The organism is Phormidium tenue FACHB-1052 (assembly GCF_014696675.1).
Taxonomy (GTDB): Bacteria; Cyanobacteriota; Cyanobacteriia; order Phormidesmidales; family Phormidesmidaceae; genus Nodosilinea; species Nodosilinea tenuis_A.
The window spans coordinates 321336-338379 of sequence record NZ_JACJQN010000001.1 but is presented as its reverse complement, the minus strand read 5'-3'; the positions used below and the strand labels follow the sequence as shown (position 1 = coordinate 338379).

At 57.7% G+C, this 17044-nt stretch carries 17 protein-coding genes; 6 read left to right on the top strand and 11 right to left on the bottom strand.

Annotation, left to right across the window (positions count from 1 at the left end):
* Positions 1-638 precede the first annotated feature (638 nt).
* Both cysE and H6G07_RS01525 read right to left on the bottom strand, forming a co-directional pair.
* A complete protein-coding gene (gene cysE, locus H6G07_RS01530; RefSeq protein WP_073607045.1) occupies positions 639-1376 on the bottom strand; it encodes a serine O-acetyltransferase in 738 nt (245 codons plus the stop codon).
* A gap of 124 nt (positions 1377-1500) precedes the next feature.
* On the bottom strand, positions 1501-1983 hold the full coding sequence (locus tag H6G07_RS01525) for a hypothetical protein (RefSeq protein WP_073606744.1): 483 nt from the start codon (positions 1981-1983) through the stop codon (positions 1501-1503).
* A gap of 145 nt (positions 1984-2128) precedes the next feature.
* On the opposite strand from H6G07_RS01525, the gene H6G07_RS01520 reads away from it, so the two are divergent.
* Complete coding sequence (locus tag H6G07_RS01520; RefSeq protein ID WP_171972936.1) at positions 2129-2284, top strand: hypothetical protein; 156 nt, start codon at positions 2129-2131, stop codon at positions 2282-2284.
* A 34-nt stretch (positions 2285-2318) separates the two neighbouring features.
* Here H6G07_RS01520 and H6G07_RS01515 read toward each other — a convergent pair whose 3' ends face one another.
* The gene (locus H6G07_RS01515) at positions 2319-2714 is read right to left on the bottom strand and encodes a bactofilin family protein (RefSeq protein ID WP_073606745.1); all 396 of its coding nucleotides are present in this window, start codon (positions 2712-2714) and stop codon (positions 2319-2321) included.
* A 462-nt stretch (positions 2715-3176) separates the two neighbouring features.
* Here H6G07_RS01515 and H6G07_RS01510 point away from each other — a divergent pair, with 462 nt between their 5' ends.
* Positions 3177-3620 carry an orange carotenoid protein N-terminal domain-containing protein gene (locus H6G07_RS01510; protein WP_073606746.1) on the top strand — a complete coding sequence of 148 codons (444 nt, stop codon included), beginning with the start codon at positions 3177-3179 and terminating at the stop codon, positions 3618-3620.
* Between the two features lie 331 nt (positions 3621-3951).
* Positions 3952-4938: an ABC transporter ATP-binding protein gene (locus tag H6G07_RS01505; protein WP_073607046.1), complete on the top strand. Its 987-nt coding sequence runs from the start codon at positions 3952-3954 to the stop codon at positions 4936-4938.
* 34 nt (positions 4939-4972) lie between these two features.
* Here the strand turns inward: H6G07_RS01505 and H6G07_RS01500 are convergent, their stop codons facing one another.
* Genes H6G07_RS01500 through H6G07_RS01490 form a run of 3 tightly spaced genes read right to left on the bottom strand, consistent with a single transcriptional unit; the run spans position 4973 to position 7352 of the window.
* Positions 4973-5308 carry a cupin domain-containing protein gene (locus H6G07_RS01500; RefSeq protein ID WP_073606747.1) on the bottom strand — a complete coding sequence of 112 codons (336 nt, stop codon included), beginning with the start codon at positions 5306-5308 and terminating at the stop codon, positions 4973-4975.
* A gap of 19 nt (positions 5309-5327) precedes the next feature.
* Entirely contained in the window at positions 5328-6416 is a 1089-nt protein-coding gene (gene aroC, locus H6G07_RS01495; protein ID WP_073606748.1) for a chorismate synthase, read from the bottom strand.
* A gap of 45 nt (positions 6417-6461) precedes the next feature.
* Positions 6462-7352: a M23 family metallopeptidase gene (locus tag H6G07_RS01490; RefSeq protein ID WP_073607047.1), complete on the bottom strand. Its 891-nt coding sequence runs from the start codon at positions 7350-7352 to the stop codon at positions 6462-6464.
* Positions 7353-7606: 254 nt separating this feature from the next.
* Between H6G07_RS01490 and H6G07_RS01485 the strand changes: the two genes are divergently transcribed.
* The 3 genes from H6G07_RS01485 (at position 7607) to H6G07_RS01475 (ending at position 10862) form a co-directional block, all read left to right on the top strand.
* Positions 7607-8404 carry an MBL fold metallo-hydrolase gene (locus tag H6G07_RS01485; protein WP_073606749.1) on the top strand — a complete coding sequence of 266 codons (798 nt, stop codon included), beginning with the start codon at positions 7607-7609 and terminating at the stop codon, positions 8402-8404.
* A gap of 99 nt (positions 8405-8503) precedes the next feature.
* Positions 8504-8674, top strand: coding sequence for a photosystem II assembly protein Psb34 (gene psb34, locus H6G07_RS01480; protein WP_139296894.1), 171 nt, complete (start codon positions 8504-8506; stop codon positions 8672-8674).
* A gap of 115 nt (positions 8675-8789) precedes the next feature.
* Complete coding sequence (locus H6G07_RS01475) at positions 8790-10862, top strand: PD-(D/E)XK nuclease family protein (protein ID WP_073606750.1); 2073 nt, start codon at positions 8790-8792, stop codon at positions 10860-10862.
* Between the two features lie 95 nt (positions 10863-10957).
* Here H6G07_RS01475 and rpsU read toward each other — a convergent pair whose 3' ends face one another.
* From rpsU to polA, 5 genes are all read right to left on the bottom strand, one after another.
* Positions 10958-11134 carry a 30S ribosomal protein S21 gene (gene rpsU, locus H6G07_RS01470; protein WP_073606751.1) on the bottom strand — a complete coding sequence of 59 codons (177 nt, stop codon included), beginning with the start codon at positions 11132-11134 and terminating at the stop codon, positions 10958-10960.
* 250 nt (positions 11135-11384) lie between these two features.
* Positions 11385-12659: a metallophosphoesterase family protein gene (locus H6G07_RS01465; protein WP_073606752.1), complete on the bottom strand. Its 1275-nt coding sequence runs from the start codon at positions 12657-12659 to the stop codon at positions 11385-11387.
* A gap of 93 nt (positions 12660-12752) precedes the next feature.
* On the bottom strand, positions 12753-13499 hold the full coding sequence (locus H6G07_RS01460; protein WP_073606753.1) for an SDR family oxidoreductase: 747 nt from the start codon (positions 13497-13499) through the stop codon (positions 12753-12755).
* Positions 13500-13609: 110 nt separating this feature from the next.
* Positions 13610-13999: a carboxymuconolactone decarboxylase family protein gene (locus H6G07_RS01455; protein WP_073606754.1), complete on the bottom strand. Its 390-nt coding sequence runs from the start codon at positions 13997-13999 to the stop codon at positions 13610-13612.
* Between the two features lie 39 nt (positions 14000-14038).
* The gene (gene polA / locus H6G07_RS01450) at positions 14039-16969 is read right to left on the bottom strand and encodes a DNA polymerase I (protein ID WP_073606755.1); all 2931 of its coding nucleotides are present in this window, start codon (positions 16967-16969) and stop codon (positions 14039-14041) included.
* Between the last annotated feature and the right edge of the window lie 75 nt (positions 16970-17044).

The window sequence follows — 17044 nt, the reverse complement described above, 5'->3', positions numbered from 1 at the left end:
TGTGATCAGATTAACAGCTCCGTTAGATAGATGCCCACAGTTCCGAAAAAGTGCGGATCTATTTTTGGAGAACCCAGTGATAAGTGTCTAGCCACCTAGACGTTTACGACACTGACTTGGTGCTGTTGGCCCAGGTCGCCGCCGCCTCTATCTGGAGAAATACATCGGCGTCGCCATGGCTTTTCAATTTTAACTGCAATGCTAGGTGATGTACCACCCTAACTTTGGGAGAAACGATTGAATCGGCTGAAATGCTTAAGCTGCAACCAAAACACCCTCCCTAGAACTAAGAGCGATCGCCATCAAAATTGATTTACTAGAACAAATAAACTACCCTCTTTCTTTATATTTTCTTTCTTATAGAAACAATCGTGTGGCTTTTCGAGACTGCCCTCAGTGTGATTTGTCCCAGTTGGATCAACTATTACTCGGGCAAATCTACTGTTTCGATCGCTAGATTTTGTAAGCAATTCCTTACATTGGGGTTAGTCAGCGGACATTTTCTCAGCGCTATTACGGAGTACGTTTTGTGACAGAGGCTGGATCCAAAATAAACATCACGCAGGCCTAGCGTTATGATGCCGGGCCTGCGTGATGTTCAAAAGCACTTTCGTCTTGGAATATTAGGGATACTTGAGTTAAATACCGCTGCCATCTAGGAATTCTTCGAGGACGCGGTCTTGCAAGCGGCAGTAAACCCCGTCTTGGGAGCGAACCGCGCCCACTAAGACAGGGTCTCGGCGCACTTGCCCCAGGGATTGAACTTCTTTTTCCAATGCTTCAATGCGATCGAGCAGGGCGCGAATCACCTGGGCTTCGGAGTCGGGTAGGCGGCCATGCTCTAAGGGTTCTACACGCTCTCCAGCTCGATACACGATGCGCCCAGGCACACCGACCACCGTGCAGTCGGAGGGCACCTCTCGCAGTACCACCGAGCCAGCGCCGATGCGCACGTTGTGTCCGAGATAAATATTGCCCAGTACTTTGGCACCGGCTCCAACAACCACGTTGTTGCCTAGCGTGGGGTGGCGCTTGCCGACTTCCTTGCCAGTACCCCCTAAGGTGACACCCTGGTAGATCAGGGCGTAGTCGCCAACGATGGCGGTTTCACCAATCACCACCCCCATGCCGTGGTCGATGAAAACGCCCTTGCCGATGGTGGCCCCTGGGTGAATTTCGATGCCGGTCAGGAACCGTGCCAGGTGAGAGATGATGCGGGGCACCACGGGCAGGCCCAGGTTCCAAAGCCAATGACTGAAACGGTGCAGTCCTAGGGCGTGGAGGCCAGGATAGCAGGTGAGCACCTCTAGCCAGTTGCGGGCCGCTGGGTCACGCTCGAAGACGATGCGAAAATCGGCAATCAGGGTGGTGAGCACAGGCAATGGAGTTAACTGCAGCTTCCCTATCCTAACGTGGCCACGTCCTTGACCAACACCCTTCGCTGGTGTGGATTACTCTAGGTCGGCATTACGGCCTAGGGCTAGTGAATGCGAGCAAGCCCTAGGGCTTGGCGCTGAGAGAATAGTTGTAGCGCTGACCCTGCTGGTGAGAGCCTACCCAAATGCTGTAGGTACCCGTTGGCCAATTTTGGTCTTGGACTAAGGCATCGGGGTTGCGGCGATCGGTGTCGTCGCCACAGCGCACGGTGCCATCCGGCCCTTGAATGAGCAGGCTGGTGTCATTGCCGCCGCTGTTGACCTGAAGGGTGAGGGTGGCGAAGTCTTGCTGCAATACCATGATGTGGTCGGGGGCGGTGTCGGCAAACCCAGCGCAAATGGTGCCGTTGCGATCGCGCCCAGCAATATTAGATAGCGCAGAAATTCCGTTGGTAAAGCCGCTAACGCTGGCGGCTGGAGTGGCCCCAGACAGCGTGAACGATTCAAAGTTGGCCTGCTGGGCCAGGGTGGGCAGCGCTGATGTCAGACCCACGGCAAGCCCTACTGATAGCGCCAGTGCCCCACGACGTTGATGCTTAATGGTCATGGCCCCAGCCTCCTACGGTTTAACTCTATGGTGGTCGGTAACCGCCGCGACCGGCAGCCATAATAGACAGAAGTTGAAACTGTCTCCATTGACACCAGTTCAATATAAGCAGCGTATCTAGTAATGACCGCAGGGGGCACCAGCGATGGAACTTGTGATGTTGATCATCGGTGTGTTGACTACATGGGCGATCGCCCATGTAGTCAACAGCCTTACCCACCTAGGCCAGCTATTAGCGCCTTCACCCTGGCTGCTGGGGGGCATAGCCCTGGTATTTACTACCTGGCTCATGGGCGACTAGCAGCGCCCCAACTGTTAGTCGCGCGCTAATTGAGCTAAAGCTCAGTGGTGCCGTAAAGCTCGGGTACCTCACGCACTGGTGGGAGCGACTTAGCATCTCGAGTCTCTATATATCCGGTGTAGTAGGCACCCGGTTCTATTTCTAGGGCTCCGGCCATTACATCGCCTTCTAGACGAGCAGTACGGCTGAGGGTGAGCTTGCCTTCGGCAAAGACTCGGGCCTTCAGCACGCCCTGCACCATGATGTTTTGGGCCTTCACTTCAGGGCCTTCGATCAACCCTGTAGAGGAAATCTCAAGGTCACCGTTGACATCTACGGTGCCGTGAATCACGCCATCAACCCGCAGCATACCCTCGGCGTGGAGCACCCCTTCAAACTCAGTTTTTTGACTCAAATAGGTCAATGGCGGAGCCGCTTTGCGTTTAAACATCAAGATTGCCCTCATAACTCTAGAGAACAGTACTCCAAGTAATGGCCTGAGCCAGATTAGCCCTGAAGACGCTACCGCTGCCGGAACGGCACCCTGTCTGTGTAACTAAATATTAAAAGACAATGACCCCGGCTCAGCAACAATCCTCTAAATAGTCAAAATTTTCCTCTCTTTGGGAGGGTGGGCGCAGCCATCAACTCTAGCTATGCTTTAAATCAAAAGAAACTTGGAAGAAATACCCCGTATTCAAAAACCTCAGGGATCAATATTAATAGACGATAAACCCTGCTAAATTGACACGGCTCCTTCTTCTTTTTTCTGCTCTGACCCTTTAAAACCACTGCTTTAGCTTTGGCTAGCCAAAGCTAAACTCTTTTCTCCAGCGATCTGTGCGACAGAGCCCTTACCTGTTCTGCCGCATTGTTATCTCACCCCATAACAAGCCCTTACAGGACACCTGCCATGACCGCTATAGATGTTCGTCTTCAGTTTGAGCAAGCCGTTGAATCGTTTGAATCGGTCGATGTAGACTGCAAGATTGCCGTGCTTTGGCAGATCTATGACACTCTGGGGCAGGCCTTTGCGGCGATCGCCCCGGTGGCGCTCTTTTCCCAGGCGGTGCAGCAGCTACTTGGCCAGATTCAGCAGGTCGATCGCAACGACCAGTCGGCCATCTTGCGTGATATTCTCGCTGGGGCCGATACCCGGTTCAGCCAGGCTTACCAAAACCTCAACGGGAATATGAAGCTGGCCTTCTGGCACCGCCTGTTTAACCTCATGCCCGCCAACCGACTGCCCTTAACCGCCTGCCAAGATGGTTCGGCTACAACCAAGGCGCTGCTTGCCCGCATCAACACCATGGGGCTCAACGAGCGCCTGCACTTTTTGCGCCGGGTCGTGGGCTAGGTCTAGGATTTGACCAGGCTGATAGTGACAGACTCTAGTAGCTGAGGGTTCAGGGTTTAAGGTGTTACGTTCAAGGTAGTTCATGACCTTGACCCCTGAACCCTCGCCGATCTGCTACCTTTGCTTGACCAACTATTAGTTAGGCTGCCTTGTTGTGCTCGCCGTTGGGAGAGCGGGAGTTGGGACGCGCTCAGCTCAGGGATAGACAGGCTGCGTAAACTCGCTACTGGCTATGTGGCTAGCGATCGCTCAGCTGTCGCAGGAGGTTAGCGGTAAAGTGAAAGCCATAGCCCCCGCCCTGGGGGCTAACTGCTCTATTCGCCGTTTCGCTATGCCCACCATTGATGTCAATCAGCTCAGCAAGCGCTATCCCATCGCTATCAAAGAGCCTGGGTTAGGGGGCACGCTGAGGCATTTCTGGCGTCGTCAGTACCGTCTGGTAGACGCAGTGCAGTCTATCTCCTTCCACATCGACCCGGGAGAGGTAGTAGGATTCTTGGGGCCCAATGGTGCGGGCAAAACCACCACTCTCAAAATGCTCACTGGGCTCATCCACCCCTCTAGCGGCACCGTGCGGGTCGGCGACCAGGTGCCCTTTCAGCGGCGCACTGAGTTTTTGCAGGATATTACCCTGGTCATGGGGCAAAAGCAGCAGCTCCTGTGGGACTTGCCAGCCCTGGATTCGCTGCGGATTAATGGCGCTATATATGGTCTTTCTGACAAAGAATTCCGCTATCGAATTGACGAACTCACCGAGATGCTGGCCCTGCAGGGAAAGCTGTCTCAGCCGGTGCGCAAGCTATCCCTCGGTGAGCGCATGAAGGCCGAAATGATGGCGGCTCTGCTGCACCGTCCCCGCGTTCTATTTTTAGATGAGCCGACCCTAGGGCTAGACGTCAATGCCCAGGTGGCGGTGCGAGAATTTTTGCGCGACTACAATCGGCGCTACGAAGCCACCATTTTGCTCACCAGCCACTACATGGCCGATATTACGGCCCTGTGTCGTCGCGTGCTGCTGATCTACCAAGGGCGGTTAATCTATGACGGCAGCCTAGAGGGGCTGCTCGATCGCTTCGCCCCCTACCGAGAAGTCACCGTAGATCTGGCCACGGGCTGCGATGCGGCGACCCTGAGCCGCTACGGTGAATTAGAAAGCCTGGAGGGCTGCACCGCCCGGCTGATTGTGCATCGCGATACCCTAACTCAAACTGTCGCTCAGCTGCTAGGAGATTTAGACGTGCAGGATTTGACCGTCAGCGATCCGCCAGTGGAGGAGGTGATTGGGCGAGTGTTTGCGGCAGGATCCGCAGAAAAATGAGGGCTGGGTGAGTTTAGTAGATAAAGGGCGATGGCTAAAGGCGAAGGCCAAAGTAGGTGAGGACGAGTTCTTGGGTGCTGGTGTTGGCGATTTCGTGGTGTTCGCCGGGCTCGATCGCAACACAGACGCCGGGAGCCAGTGGATAGGCCTGACCCTCAACGGTAATGGTGCCAGCGCCCGCCTCGACAAAGAACACCTCGGCCATGTCGGCGTGGCTGTGGCCGTTGGCAATCTGGCCAGGGGCAAAGCGAGCCTGGGCAAAGTTGGTCAGGTGGGGCAAGTCATCCCTCCGCAGCAGCACCCGCTTTTTAATCGCCGGGTTGTGAGAGACCGACTCCTCGGGTACCTGGTCAAGGCCGGTAATTTTCATGGTTGGGGATAGCCCTGACTTAAAACAGCTCGCACTGGCCATGGTGGCGCAGCAGGTGATCGCACAGCACCAGGGCCACCATGGCTTCGACCATGGGCACGGCGCGGGGCAGCACGCAGGGGTCGTGGCGGCCCCGCGCCTCTAGCACGGTGGCTTCGCCGGTGTTAGTGACGGTGTTTTGGGCTTTGCGAATGGTGGCCGTGGGCTTAAAGGCGACGCGAATGATGATGTTTTCGCCGTTGGAGATGCCCCCCTGGGTGCCGCCGGAGCGGTTGGTGCGGGTGCGCAGGGTGCCCGCCTCGTCGGTGTAGAACTCGTCGTTGTGTTCGCTGCCGGTGAGCAGAGTGCCCGCGAACCCAGAGCCAATTTCGAAGCCCTTGCTGGCGGGCAGCGACATGACGGCCTTGGCCAGATCGGCTTCGAGCTTGTCAAATACGGGGGAACCTAGCCCCACTTTGACACCGCGCGCCACGCACTCGACCACACCGCCAATGGAGTCGCCCTGGTCGCGGATGGCTTCGATGCGGTCGACCATCTGCTCGGCGGCGACGGGGTCGGGGCAGCGGACGATATTGCTCTCGACCTGCTCTAGGGTGACGGTGCTGGGATCCACGCTGCCCTCCAGGTCTTGAATGCGCTTGACGTAGCCCAGGATTTCAGTGCCCGCGACCTGGTGGAGGATCTTTTTGGCGATCGCCCCTGCCGCCACCCGGCCAATGGTTTCCCTCGCTGAGGATCGCCCGCCCCCCTGGTAGTTGCGCAGGCCGTACTTGGCGTCGTAGGTGGCATCGGCGTGGGAGGGGCGATAGGCGGTGACCATCTCGCTGTAGTCCTGGGGGCGGGTATTTTCGTTGCGCACCAGAATAGAGATGGGTGTGCCCAGGGTTTTGCCCTCAAAGACGCCGGAGAGAATTTCGCAGCGATCGCTCTCTTTGCGAGGGGTGGTAATTTTGCTCTGACCGGGGCGACGGCGATCGAGTTCGGCCTGAATTTCCTCAGCGGAAATCTCTAGGCGGGGCGGGCAGCCATCGATGACCACCCCCACCCCACCGCCGTGGGATTCGCCAAAGGTGGTGATGCGAAATAAATCCCCAAAGGTGTTGCCCATAGATCGGTAATGCCGGTGTCGGCCCAGGTAGTTTTACCGATCCTACTATTTAGTTTCCTGATTCGTTTCCGCCAGCTTCAAATAATAGCGAGGATTCACGGCTTGACCGTTGCGATAGACGCTGTAGTGCAGGTGGGGGCCAGAGGAGCGCCCGGTGCTGCCCAAATAGCCCACGATGTCGCCCCGTTTGACGCGATCGCCAATTTTGACCTCCAGCTTTGACAGGTGGCCATAGAGAGTTTCGTAGTTATAGCCGTGGTCGAGTCTGACATGGTTGCCATAGCCGCCGTTGTAGTCGGCCCGCACCACCACACCTTCAGCGGTGGCCAAAATAGGCTTACCCACCGGCCCTTCGAAGTCGATGCCCTCGTGCATTTCGTAACTCCGTTGGCCAAAGGGGTTGGGGCGCAGCCCAAACTCTGAAGAAATCGATGGTTCGCCTGCGATCGGTTTGCCACTGGGAAAGGCCGCCGCCTGCTCAGCTTCAGATTCCAAGGTTTGCTCTAGGGCTGGCTTGACCGCCCGCGCCAGCATGACCTCCAGACTGGGCAACTGGCGGCGGGCTTCATCAAACATGACCTCGGCTGGGGCAGCCTCAGCTACGCCGCCGCGCGGGGGAATCTTTGCTTCGGAATCGAGAATGCGGGTATTTTCATTGCTTTGGTCGGGCAGACCCGCCCGATTTTTGAGCACCTCAATCTCGTTGCCAATGGCGTCTAGCTCGGTGAGGACTTCACTGGCGGTTTCCGACAAATTTTGGTTGCGTTGGGCTAGCTGCACGTTTTGGTAGAGCAGTAGGCTAATCCAGGTGAGGGGTAGCCCGACCAGCACCGCTAGCCCGACCAGCAGCGGCACCGGGCGCAACCTGAGGGTAATAGACGATTTGCCAGTTGCCGTAATCAGCACGGTGTAGGGCTTGAGCGGGAGACGGGGCATGGCAAAATTGGCGAGGAGCAATGATAGCAAACGTTATCTCTTAAACCAAGATGGATTATACGGGGATCAGAGCATTTGCACAATTTCGACGATTGTTTGCAGGCCAGTGCTTAGTGATCCTAAAGCGTGATCTTAGCTTGAAGGCTTTTTCGGCTCCGTTTCTCCTGCCGCTTGCCGCGCCTCAGCTCATTAGCTATGGCTTTGTAAAGAATCCGTTACACTGAGTGATATAGCGATCTACAGAGAATTGTGCGATGGAAGTCACCTGGCTCGACAGCAACTCTTGGTTGATTACCATGGGGGGGCAGCGCATTTTGGTCGACCCCTGGCTGGTGGGAGAGCTAGTGTTTGGTCAGCAAACTTGGCTGTTTAAGGGAGAGCATCCCCAACCTCAGCCGCTGCCTGAGGCGATTGACCTGATCTTGCTGAGCCAGGGATTAGAAGACCACGCCCATCCCCCCACCCTTAAGGCCCTCGATCGCGCCGTTCCGGTCGTGGGCTCGCCCAGTGCGGCGAAGGTGGCAGAGGGGCTCGGCTACAGCCAAGTCACCGCCCTTGGCCATGGCGAAACCTTTACCCTCAATCAACAGGTGACGATTAAAGCGCTCCCCGGTTCTCCTGTGGGGCCGCTGGTGGTTGAAAATGGCTATATTCTGCGCGATATTTCAGGCGGCGAAGCCGGAGCCTCTTTGTTTTATGAACCCCACGGCTTTCACCGGCCCGAGCTCAAGGCAGAAGGGCCGGTGGATGTCGTGATCACTCCGGTGATCGATCTAGCGCTGCCCGTGGTGGGGCCGATCATTCGCGGGCAGAAGGGGGCTTTAGAACTGGTGGACTGGCTGCGCCCCCAGGTGGTGCTGCCCACCGCTGATGCGGGCGAGGTTACCTATAGCGGCATGCTGATCAACTGGCTCAAGACGGTGGGGGATTCCCAAGCGCTTGAGGCGGCGATCGCGGCCCAGGGACTTTCAACCCGGGTGCTGGCCCCGACTGTGGGTCAACCGCTGCCTTTAAACCTTGTGCCGCGCCAGCCTCTAGCAACGGGAGCTTAGCGTCATAGAGCGATCCCCGTCAGTCGAAGGGTATCCAGAAGGGCAGTATTCAGGTAACCTTCTTTTAAGGTTAGTCAAGTTTTAAGAAGGATTATAGCTATGCCTTACACCACCGAAGAGGGCGGTCGCCTCAACAACTTTGCCACTGAGCCCAAGATGTATGAGGCTGAGCCCCCAAGCTCTACCCAAAAGCGCAATTATTTGATTTTGGGTGGTCTCGCTCTCGCTCTGGTGGGTGGGCTGTTGGTAGTGGCGGTCTCTGTTTCCTAAGTCGCGTTTGCAATGTAGCAAACCAGTTTTAACGGTAGCCGAGGTAGTTAACTGCCTCGGCTGTCTTGTATCTGGAGTCGGGGTAGAGTAGGCATAGCGTTTACCTCGGGTTGGCATGGCAAACTCGCCCCAGTGGCTTGAGGGTGCGACGGGCAGCGGCAAGACCACCTGGCTGCTAGAGCAGCTGCGCCCAGATGCGGCGACGCTGCTGGAACCCGGCCAAAGCCACCTAATCTTTGCGGCTAACGGCGACAACCGTCTGCGACTGGCCGCGCGGCTAGGAGATATCGCCCCCGGCGTGGCGGCGGTCACGACCACGCCCAACGGATTTATTCAAGATGAGGTGACGCTGTTTTGGCCGCTGCTAGTGGCCACGCTGGGCCTGTCGCCCCAGTTTCCACTGCGGCTGCGGCCCGAGAATGAGCAGGAATTGGCCGCCGAGCATTGGCGACAGCAAATATTAGACGGCACGATGGCGGTGGAGGGCTGGCTAGAGGCCCAAATCGTGCGGCGATCGCTCGACTTTTTGCAGCTAGCCGCTGCTGGGGGTATTCGCGCTGAAGATCTGCCCGTGCTGCTGCCCGAGGGCATTCCCCCAGGGTTTGCCCCCGAAGCGGTGTGGCGGGCGATCGGTCAAGCACTGGTAGCCTGGCGCGACTGGTGCCTGGCGCGAGGTCTGCTCACCTATGGGGTGATGACCGAGCTTTACTGGCGGCATCTGCTGCCCCACCCTCTCTACCAAGAGAAGCTGCTGGCCCGCTACGGCGGCATATTTGCCGATGACTTGGATGAATACCCGGCGATCGCCGCCCAGTGGCTTCAGGTGTTTATCGACGCCGGGCGGCCCGTGGCCATGACCTGGAACCGCCACGGCAAGGTGCGGATGGGGCTAGGGGCAGATCCTGATGCCCTCGAACAGCTCCGGGATCGCTGCCAGGTGACTGATCAGACCACCCCAGCAACCGACTCCTTGGCCTATCAGTGGGGCAACCAGGTGGTGGAGTGGGTGATGGATCCTCTGGCGCTGCCGGAACCGCTACCGTGTTTTGAAACCCTGCAAACGGTGTCGCGGGGAGAACTGCTGCGTCAAACGGCGGAGCGAGTGGTCGAGGTGGTGAATGGGGGAGCAGCTCCCCAAGACATTGCGATTATTGGGCCGGGTTTGGATGCGATCGCCCGCTACACCCTAGCTGAAATTCTTAGCGATCGCGGGCTGCCCGTGGCTTCCCTCAGCGATCAGCGGCCCGTGATTCACTCGCCCCTGGTGCGATCGCTGCTCACCCTGCTCACCTTTGTGTATTCCGGCCTGGGACGGCTGGCTACCGCCGAGGAGGTAGCCGAAATGCTGGTGGTGCTGAGCCAGATTCCCCAGGCTCCAGAGGTTGGCCCCTGGTTTGAGGCGGTGCAGATTGACCCGGTGCGGGCCGAGTTGCTGGTTGATCATTGCTTTGAACCCAGCCTAGAGCAGCCCGAACTGTTGCCGGTAGAGCGCTTCGATCGCTGGGATCGCCTCGGCTACAAGGCCACCGAAGCCTACAGCCGCCTGCGCCAGTGGATCGAGCAGCAGCGCCAGCAGCGCCAGCAGCGCTTGACTCCGGGGGTGCTGAGCGTGCTCGATCGCGCCATCCAAGCCTTTTACTGGGGTGGTAGTCACCTGCCCGCCGACCAGCTTGCCGCCCTGCGAGAGCTAATGGAAACCGCCCAGCACTACTGGGCGGTAGACGAGCGCCTGCGCCAGGTAACGCCCATGCTGGTCAACAAACCAGCAGAACCGATCCGCAATTCCCTGGAGCGGTTTATTCTGCTGCTGCGCCAAGGTACCGTGACCGCCAACCCCTACCCCGTGGAGTCGGCCCAGGTAATCACCATCGCCACGGTGTACCAGTACCGCCTGCAACGCCTGCGCCACCGCTGGCACTTTTGGATCGATGCCGGATCCCCTCGCTGGCTGGCCGGTACCGACAATCTGCTGTTTGGCTATCCGCTGTTTCTAGGATCGTACCGGGGCCGCCCCTGGACTACTGAGGATATTGAAACGCTGCACCGCGATCGCCCCGAGCGCATTGTGCGCGATCTGCTGGGACGAGTCAGCGATCGCGTCGTGCTCTGCCACAGCGACTTGGCGGTGAGTGGCCAAGAGCAAGTTGGCCCGCTGCTCACTCTGGTCACTGCCAACGCCGACGACTAGCCCACCCCTACAGCCCACAATAAAAGAGGGATGCTGACTAGCAGCATCCCTCTTTTATTGCAGTTGCCTTACCCGTGTCTTACACGAGCTGGGGCTTAACGGAAGCGCTTTTTGCGGCGCGCGACGGCTTTGCGCTTTTGCTTTTCTTGGGGCGTCTCGAAGTGGCGACGACGCTTAACTTCTGAAAAAACCCCGGCTTTGGAGACCTGCCGCTTAAAGCGGCGCAGGGCCGATTCAATGCCTTCGTTTTCACCTACAACGACTTGAGTCATACGGAATCGCTTCTATACTCCTTGGGCATGCACTAACGAATCAGACAACAGGTTGTTGAACTCACAGACTGTTCTAGATTGCCCCGGAGCGGTCGAGCCACCTCCCATTGCTCCAGGCAGAGTCGTTATGGTTAGCTGTCAGTACGAAGTATATACAGACAGAAAAATTCGGGCATAGTTGTCCGTAATTTTTATCAGACTAGCACAAAATATGCCGTTGCCCAGACCTACTCCTGGAGCTAAACGGTGGCTAGGTAGCGTAGGTCTTGAGCCTAGGGAAAGGGAATTGCCCAGTGCAAAGCCCCTGGCCCAACCGCTGTTCACAAAAGGATCTTTCGTCGGGGGCCAGCTCGTCGTAGCTGATATCTCGCCGCAGCACAATGCCGTTGTGGCCCGCCAAAAACCGAGGTAGTTCTGCGTACTCAATGGTGCGCAGAGTTTGCATGTCGTAGCTGGTGTAAGTGGTCAACTCTGGGTCGGCAAAGTCAACGTCGATCACCGTCAGCACCTTCCCCGGCGGCAAACTGCTGTCGATTAGGGCGCGCGGCCCAGACCCCAAAAGGCCGGTGTGCAACAGCTGGAGGTTGCCTCGGTGGCCCGGATAGTAGGCGTGCTGGTGGCCGCTGATGTAGGTGTGCACGTTATAGCGCTCTAGCATGGCCCGTAGCTGGTCGGCGTTGTCGAGCACTTCGCCGGGTTTGTCGCGCCCTACCGCGATGCCGTAGAGGGGCAGGTGGCTGAGCAAAATGCGGGCCTTGGCCTGCTGAGCGGCGTCGCTGGCTAAGGCTTGCTCCACCCAGGCTAGCTTTTCCTCGGGTAGGCGGCTCGACGAGCCATCCCAGGCCATGAAGAAAATCCCCTGCTGCTCAAAGGTGTAATAGAAGGGAAAATCGGTGCGATCGATAAAGTTCACCCCAGGGCTGTGTTCTGGGGCCGTCCAGTAGGCTGTGGCCAGATCGCGCTCTTGCTGAAACAGAAATTGGTTGTTGGGGCCTCTGGCACCCGAGGCGTCGTGGTTGCCGATGGTAAAGCCAAAAGGCACAGATTGTTGGCGCAGGGGCGCTGCTACGTGGTCGTCGAATGCCTGCCACATAGCTTGAATTTGAGGTGCTGTGAGGGATGGACTTTGTCCCGCCACCATATCGCCACCGCACATCACCAGGTCGGGCTGCCAGAAGGGTAACAGGGCGATCGCCTGATCGACTTCAGGGTCGTAGTCGGTTGAGCCGTAGGCGCTATTGAGGTCACTAATCGCCACCAGGCGCACATCTTTGCGCGGCGGATTGGCTAGCCCACCGGCAACGCTGGCCACGATCGCCTGGGCTTCGGCAGATAGCTCTGGCGGGGCTGGAGCCACTGCTGTGACTGCACCCTCACGGGCTTCATTGGGAGATATGACCTCAGCTTCAGCAGTGGGAGCCGCTGGAGCAGGGGTTTCAGAGAGCAGCGCCCGCTGGGAACAAGAAAGACACACGCTGAGTACAACGCCCAGGCAAAGTCCGGTAAAAAAACGTTTAAAACCCATAACCGAGGAAGGCCAAACCACAGGCCTAAACTTACCCCATCTACCCAACTTTTGTGCGGGGGAATAGGGCAAGTTGATCGAGAGATTTCTGGCTCACTTGCCGCCCGCGATATCGATAAATGATCCGGTGGTGTAGGATGCCTCTGCCGAAAGCAGCCAGAGAATGGCGTTGGCCACTTCTACCGCCTGCCCGCCTCGCTGCATGGGCACAGCCGACTTTACCCGCTCGATGCGATCGGGCTCGCCGCCGCTGGCGTGAATATCGGTATAGATAAATCCGGGGCGCACTGCATTGACGCGAATGCCCTCGGCGGCCACTTCCTTAGCGAGGCCAATGGTCAGGCTGTCGATCGCACCCTTAGACGCGGCGTAATCCACATATTCCCCCGGCGACCCCAGCCGCGCCGCCACCGATGACACGTTGACGATCGCCCCACCCGCCCCGCCGTACTTCGTTGACATGCGCTTCACGGCTTCGCGCGCGCAGAGAAAGCTGCTGGTGACGTTAGCGGCAAAGACGCGGTTGAGCCGGGCGGCATCGAGTTCGTCTACCCGCCGCTGCTGCTCCAAAATTCCGGCGTTATTTACCAGGGCCGTCAGCGTACCCAACTGCTCATCCACCGTTTGAAAGAGGCGCAGCACGTCGTCTTCTCGGGAAATGTCGGCGGCGACGGCGATCGCCTGCCCGCCCGCCTGGGCGATCGCGTCAACCACCTCCCTAGCCGCCGCCGCATTGTGGAGATAGTTGATGCAGACCGCATACCCCCGCTCGGCAGCTAAACGGGCCGTAGCAGCGCCAATGCCCCGACTGCCGCCGGTAACGACTAAAACCTGTGCCATCAGCGGGAATTAGCAACAATGTCTCAAATTCAATTCACTTAAACTTTAGCTGTCATTGGTTAGGCTGCACTTCAGCGCTCATTAGTCCTTCCAGATTACTGAATTATTCTTTAGGCCTGTTGGTTGAGATCCAGTTCTGCAAATACATCTCTAGCAACCAACATTGCATTGATCGCAGCGGGGAAGCCTGCATAAACCGACATGTGCATGATGACTTCGACAACTTCGTTTCGGGTGCAGCCCACATTTAACGCGCCTTGAATGTGGGCCTTTAAAACGGTAGGTGCATTGCCAAGGGTGACTAGGGACGCGATCGTGGCAATCTGCCTTTCTTTGGGTAACAAACCCTCGCGGGAGCAAATATCGCCGTAGGGAAACTCAATAGTGAATCGCGCAAAATCGGGGGCAAAATCGCCTAGGGCATCCATTACTCCCTGACCAATGTGGCCATGAATTCTGGCCAACGCCTCTTGCCCACGGGTATACCGAGTTGAATCCATCGAGTGTCCTTTCCCAAAAACAGGTTTACTGTGCTCTCATTACTTAGCTTCCATCCAGTTGGGCCCAGCGTGGGCTTCGACTTTGAGGGGCACCTTCAGCTCCACAGCAGACTCCATCACGGCGGTAATTTTTGGCTGGAGCTCTTTCCACTCGTCGGGAGGCACCTCAAACACCAGTTCGTCGTGAACCTGGAGGAGCAGGTTGGCCTGATAATCCTTTAGCAGCTCGTGCAGGTGGATCATGGCAATTTTGATAATGTCGGCGCTGCTGCCCTGAATGGGGGCGTTGGCGGCGGCCCTTAGTGAACCAGCATCGTAACCATTAGAGCGCAGAGAATCGAGATCAATACTGGCGGGGTCGGTGCCGCGCAGCGATCGCAGTTTCCCATCCGTAAAGTTGAAATACCGACGCCGCCCGCAAATGGTCTGCACGTAGCCGTGGGCGATCGCCTCTCGCTGCATTTGCAGCAGGTACTCAAATACCTTGGGGTAGCGCTCGTAGTAGCGATCGATAAAGGTCTTGGCATCGGCGCGGTTGACTCCGGCCTCGCGGGCAAAGCGAGAGGCCCCCATGCCGTAAATAACGCCAAAGTTGATTACCTTGCCCGCTCGCCGCTCTTCCGACGTAATCTCATCTTTCTCGAATAGCAACCTGGCGGTGAGGCCGTGCACGTCGTCGTTATTTTTGTAGGCCTCTACCAGCACGGGCTCACCGCTGAGGTGAGCCAGAATGCGCAACTCAATCTGCGAGTAGTCTGCCGCCACTAGCTGCCAGCCGTTTTCGGGAATGAACGCCGCCCGAATCTTGCGGCTAAAGGCGGTGCGAATGGGGATGTTTTGCAGGTTGGGGTTCGACGACGACAGCCGCCCGGTAGCCGTCACCGCCTGGTTAAAGTCAGTGTGCACCCGGTGGGTCTCGGGCCGAATTAGGGTTGGCAGAGCATCCACATAGGTAGATTTCAGCTTGGAGAGGGTGCGGTGCTCAACCACCAAATCCACCACGGCGTGGTCGCCCTGGAGCTTTTCTAGCGTGGCGGCATCGGTGGAGTAGCCGCCCGACTTGTTCTTGCGCGACTTGCGCTTGTCGAGCTTTAGCTTCTCAAAAAACAGCGTGCTCAGCTGTTTGGGAGACCCCATATTAAAGGTTTCCCCAGCGGCTTCATAGGCAGATTTTTCCAGGCGGGCCAGGTCAATTTCGAGCTGCTTTGAGAAGGTAGCCAAATAGTCGGGGTCAACGCGAATGCCCGTACATTCCATCTCCGCCAGCACTGGCTCTAGGGGCAGCTCGACCTGGGCAAACAGGGTTTTGAGGTCGGGGACTTCGTCCAGCTCAGCCTGAAGTTTGGGTACCAGCAGATAGGTGGTGTGAACGTCGGCTCCGCAGTAGTTAGCTACATCGGCGATCGCCACATCCGCGATCGTCTTCCCCTTAGGCACCAGATCCTCATAGCTTTGGGCAGAGAGGTTGAGGTAGCGCAGGCTCAGATCCGTCAGGTTGTGGCTGGCCTCGGGGTTGAGCACATAGCTAGCCAGCATAGTGTCGAAGACCACGCCCGCCAGCTGGATGCCCTGATGGCAAAGCACCAGGCGATCGTACTTGGCATTTTGCAGCGCCTTGGGAAACTCATCGCTTTCGAGAACGTGACGCAGCGCGTCTAGCACCATCTCCAACGGCAACATTTCCCCTTCGCTGTGGCCGACGGGGATGTAGGCCATCTCGTCGCGCCCAGTGCCCCAGCAGCAGCCGATGCCCACCAGCGCGGCATCCCTCGGCTCCAGTGATGTCGTCTCGGTGTCCCAGGAAACCGGGGTGGCGGGGTTCTTTTGCTCAGAGAGAATGTCGAGCAGTTCGTAGAGCTGGGCCTCGGTGGTGATGATCTGGGGGGCGATCGCCACCTCATCCACCCCCTGGGCACTGTCCGTTTCCTCTGCTGTAAAGAAGGCCACATCTGCACCGCCCGTATCCTGAAAGCGGCTAGAGCGACTGGGTTCTTTGCTGGTGCTGGAACCCCCACTCAGCGCCTGGCTGGCTTTCGCCGCAGTTTCCTCAGCCGCCTGGCCCCCAAAGGCAATTTGCAGCTTGCCCAGCCGGTTGACAAAATTTTGAAACTCCAGCTTCTTCAGTGCCGGAATCACCACATCGGGGTCAAACCCGTCCAGCTTGCAGGTGGCCAGATCGATGGACAAATCCCCATCGGGAATATCGGTAATGATTTTGGCCATGTAGCGCGAGTGGTAGGCCGACTCTTTGCCCTCGATCAGCTTTTTTTGAGTCGCCCCTTTAATGTTGTCGATATCGGCGTAGATAGCATCCAAATCGCCGTACTCGGCTAGCAGCTTAGCGGCGGTTTTGGCCCCAATGCCCTTCACGCCGGGGATATTGTCGGACGAGTCGCCGCACAGCGCTTTGTAGTCAACCACCTGGTGGGGGTAAATATCCAGCTTGGCCTTGACGTCTTCGATTTTGAATTCCTGGGCGAGCCCCGTCTTTGGCCCTTTGGCAAAGGCGTTGCCCAAATGCAGCACGGTGATGCATTCGTCGGGGTCGATTAGCTGAAACAGATCCTGATCGCCGCTGAGAATTTTGACGCAAAACCCCTCGGCCAGCGCCTTGGTGGCCAGAGTACCGATCACGTCGTCGGCTTCAAAGCCGGGGGCCACGTAGATATTCAACCCAAAGTCGGTCAACAGCTCGTTGAGGTTCTCCACATCCTCGGTAAACCCCTCCGGTGCCTCGGGGCGGCCATCTTTATAGGTGGCGTCGGCCTGGTGGCGAAAGGTGGGCGCAGCCAGGTCAAAGGCCACGGCGGCGTACTGGGGCTTTTCGACCTCCATCATGTCGAGCAGCGATTTGAGAAAGCCGTAGCACACGCTGGTGGGAATGCCGGTGGAGGTGCGCAAACCGCCGTCGGCATTTTTCGCAAAGGCAAAGTACGAGCGAAAGGCCAGGGAATGGCCGTCTACCAGCATCAGGGTTGGCTTGTCGGAGGAGTTGGCGGCCACGGCGAATTCTCGGAGTCGTTGAGTCTGGGGGAATGAGTCCCT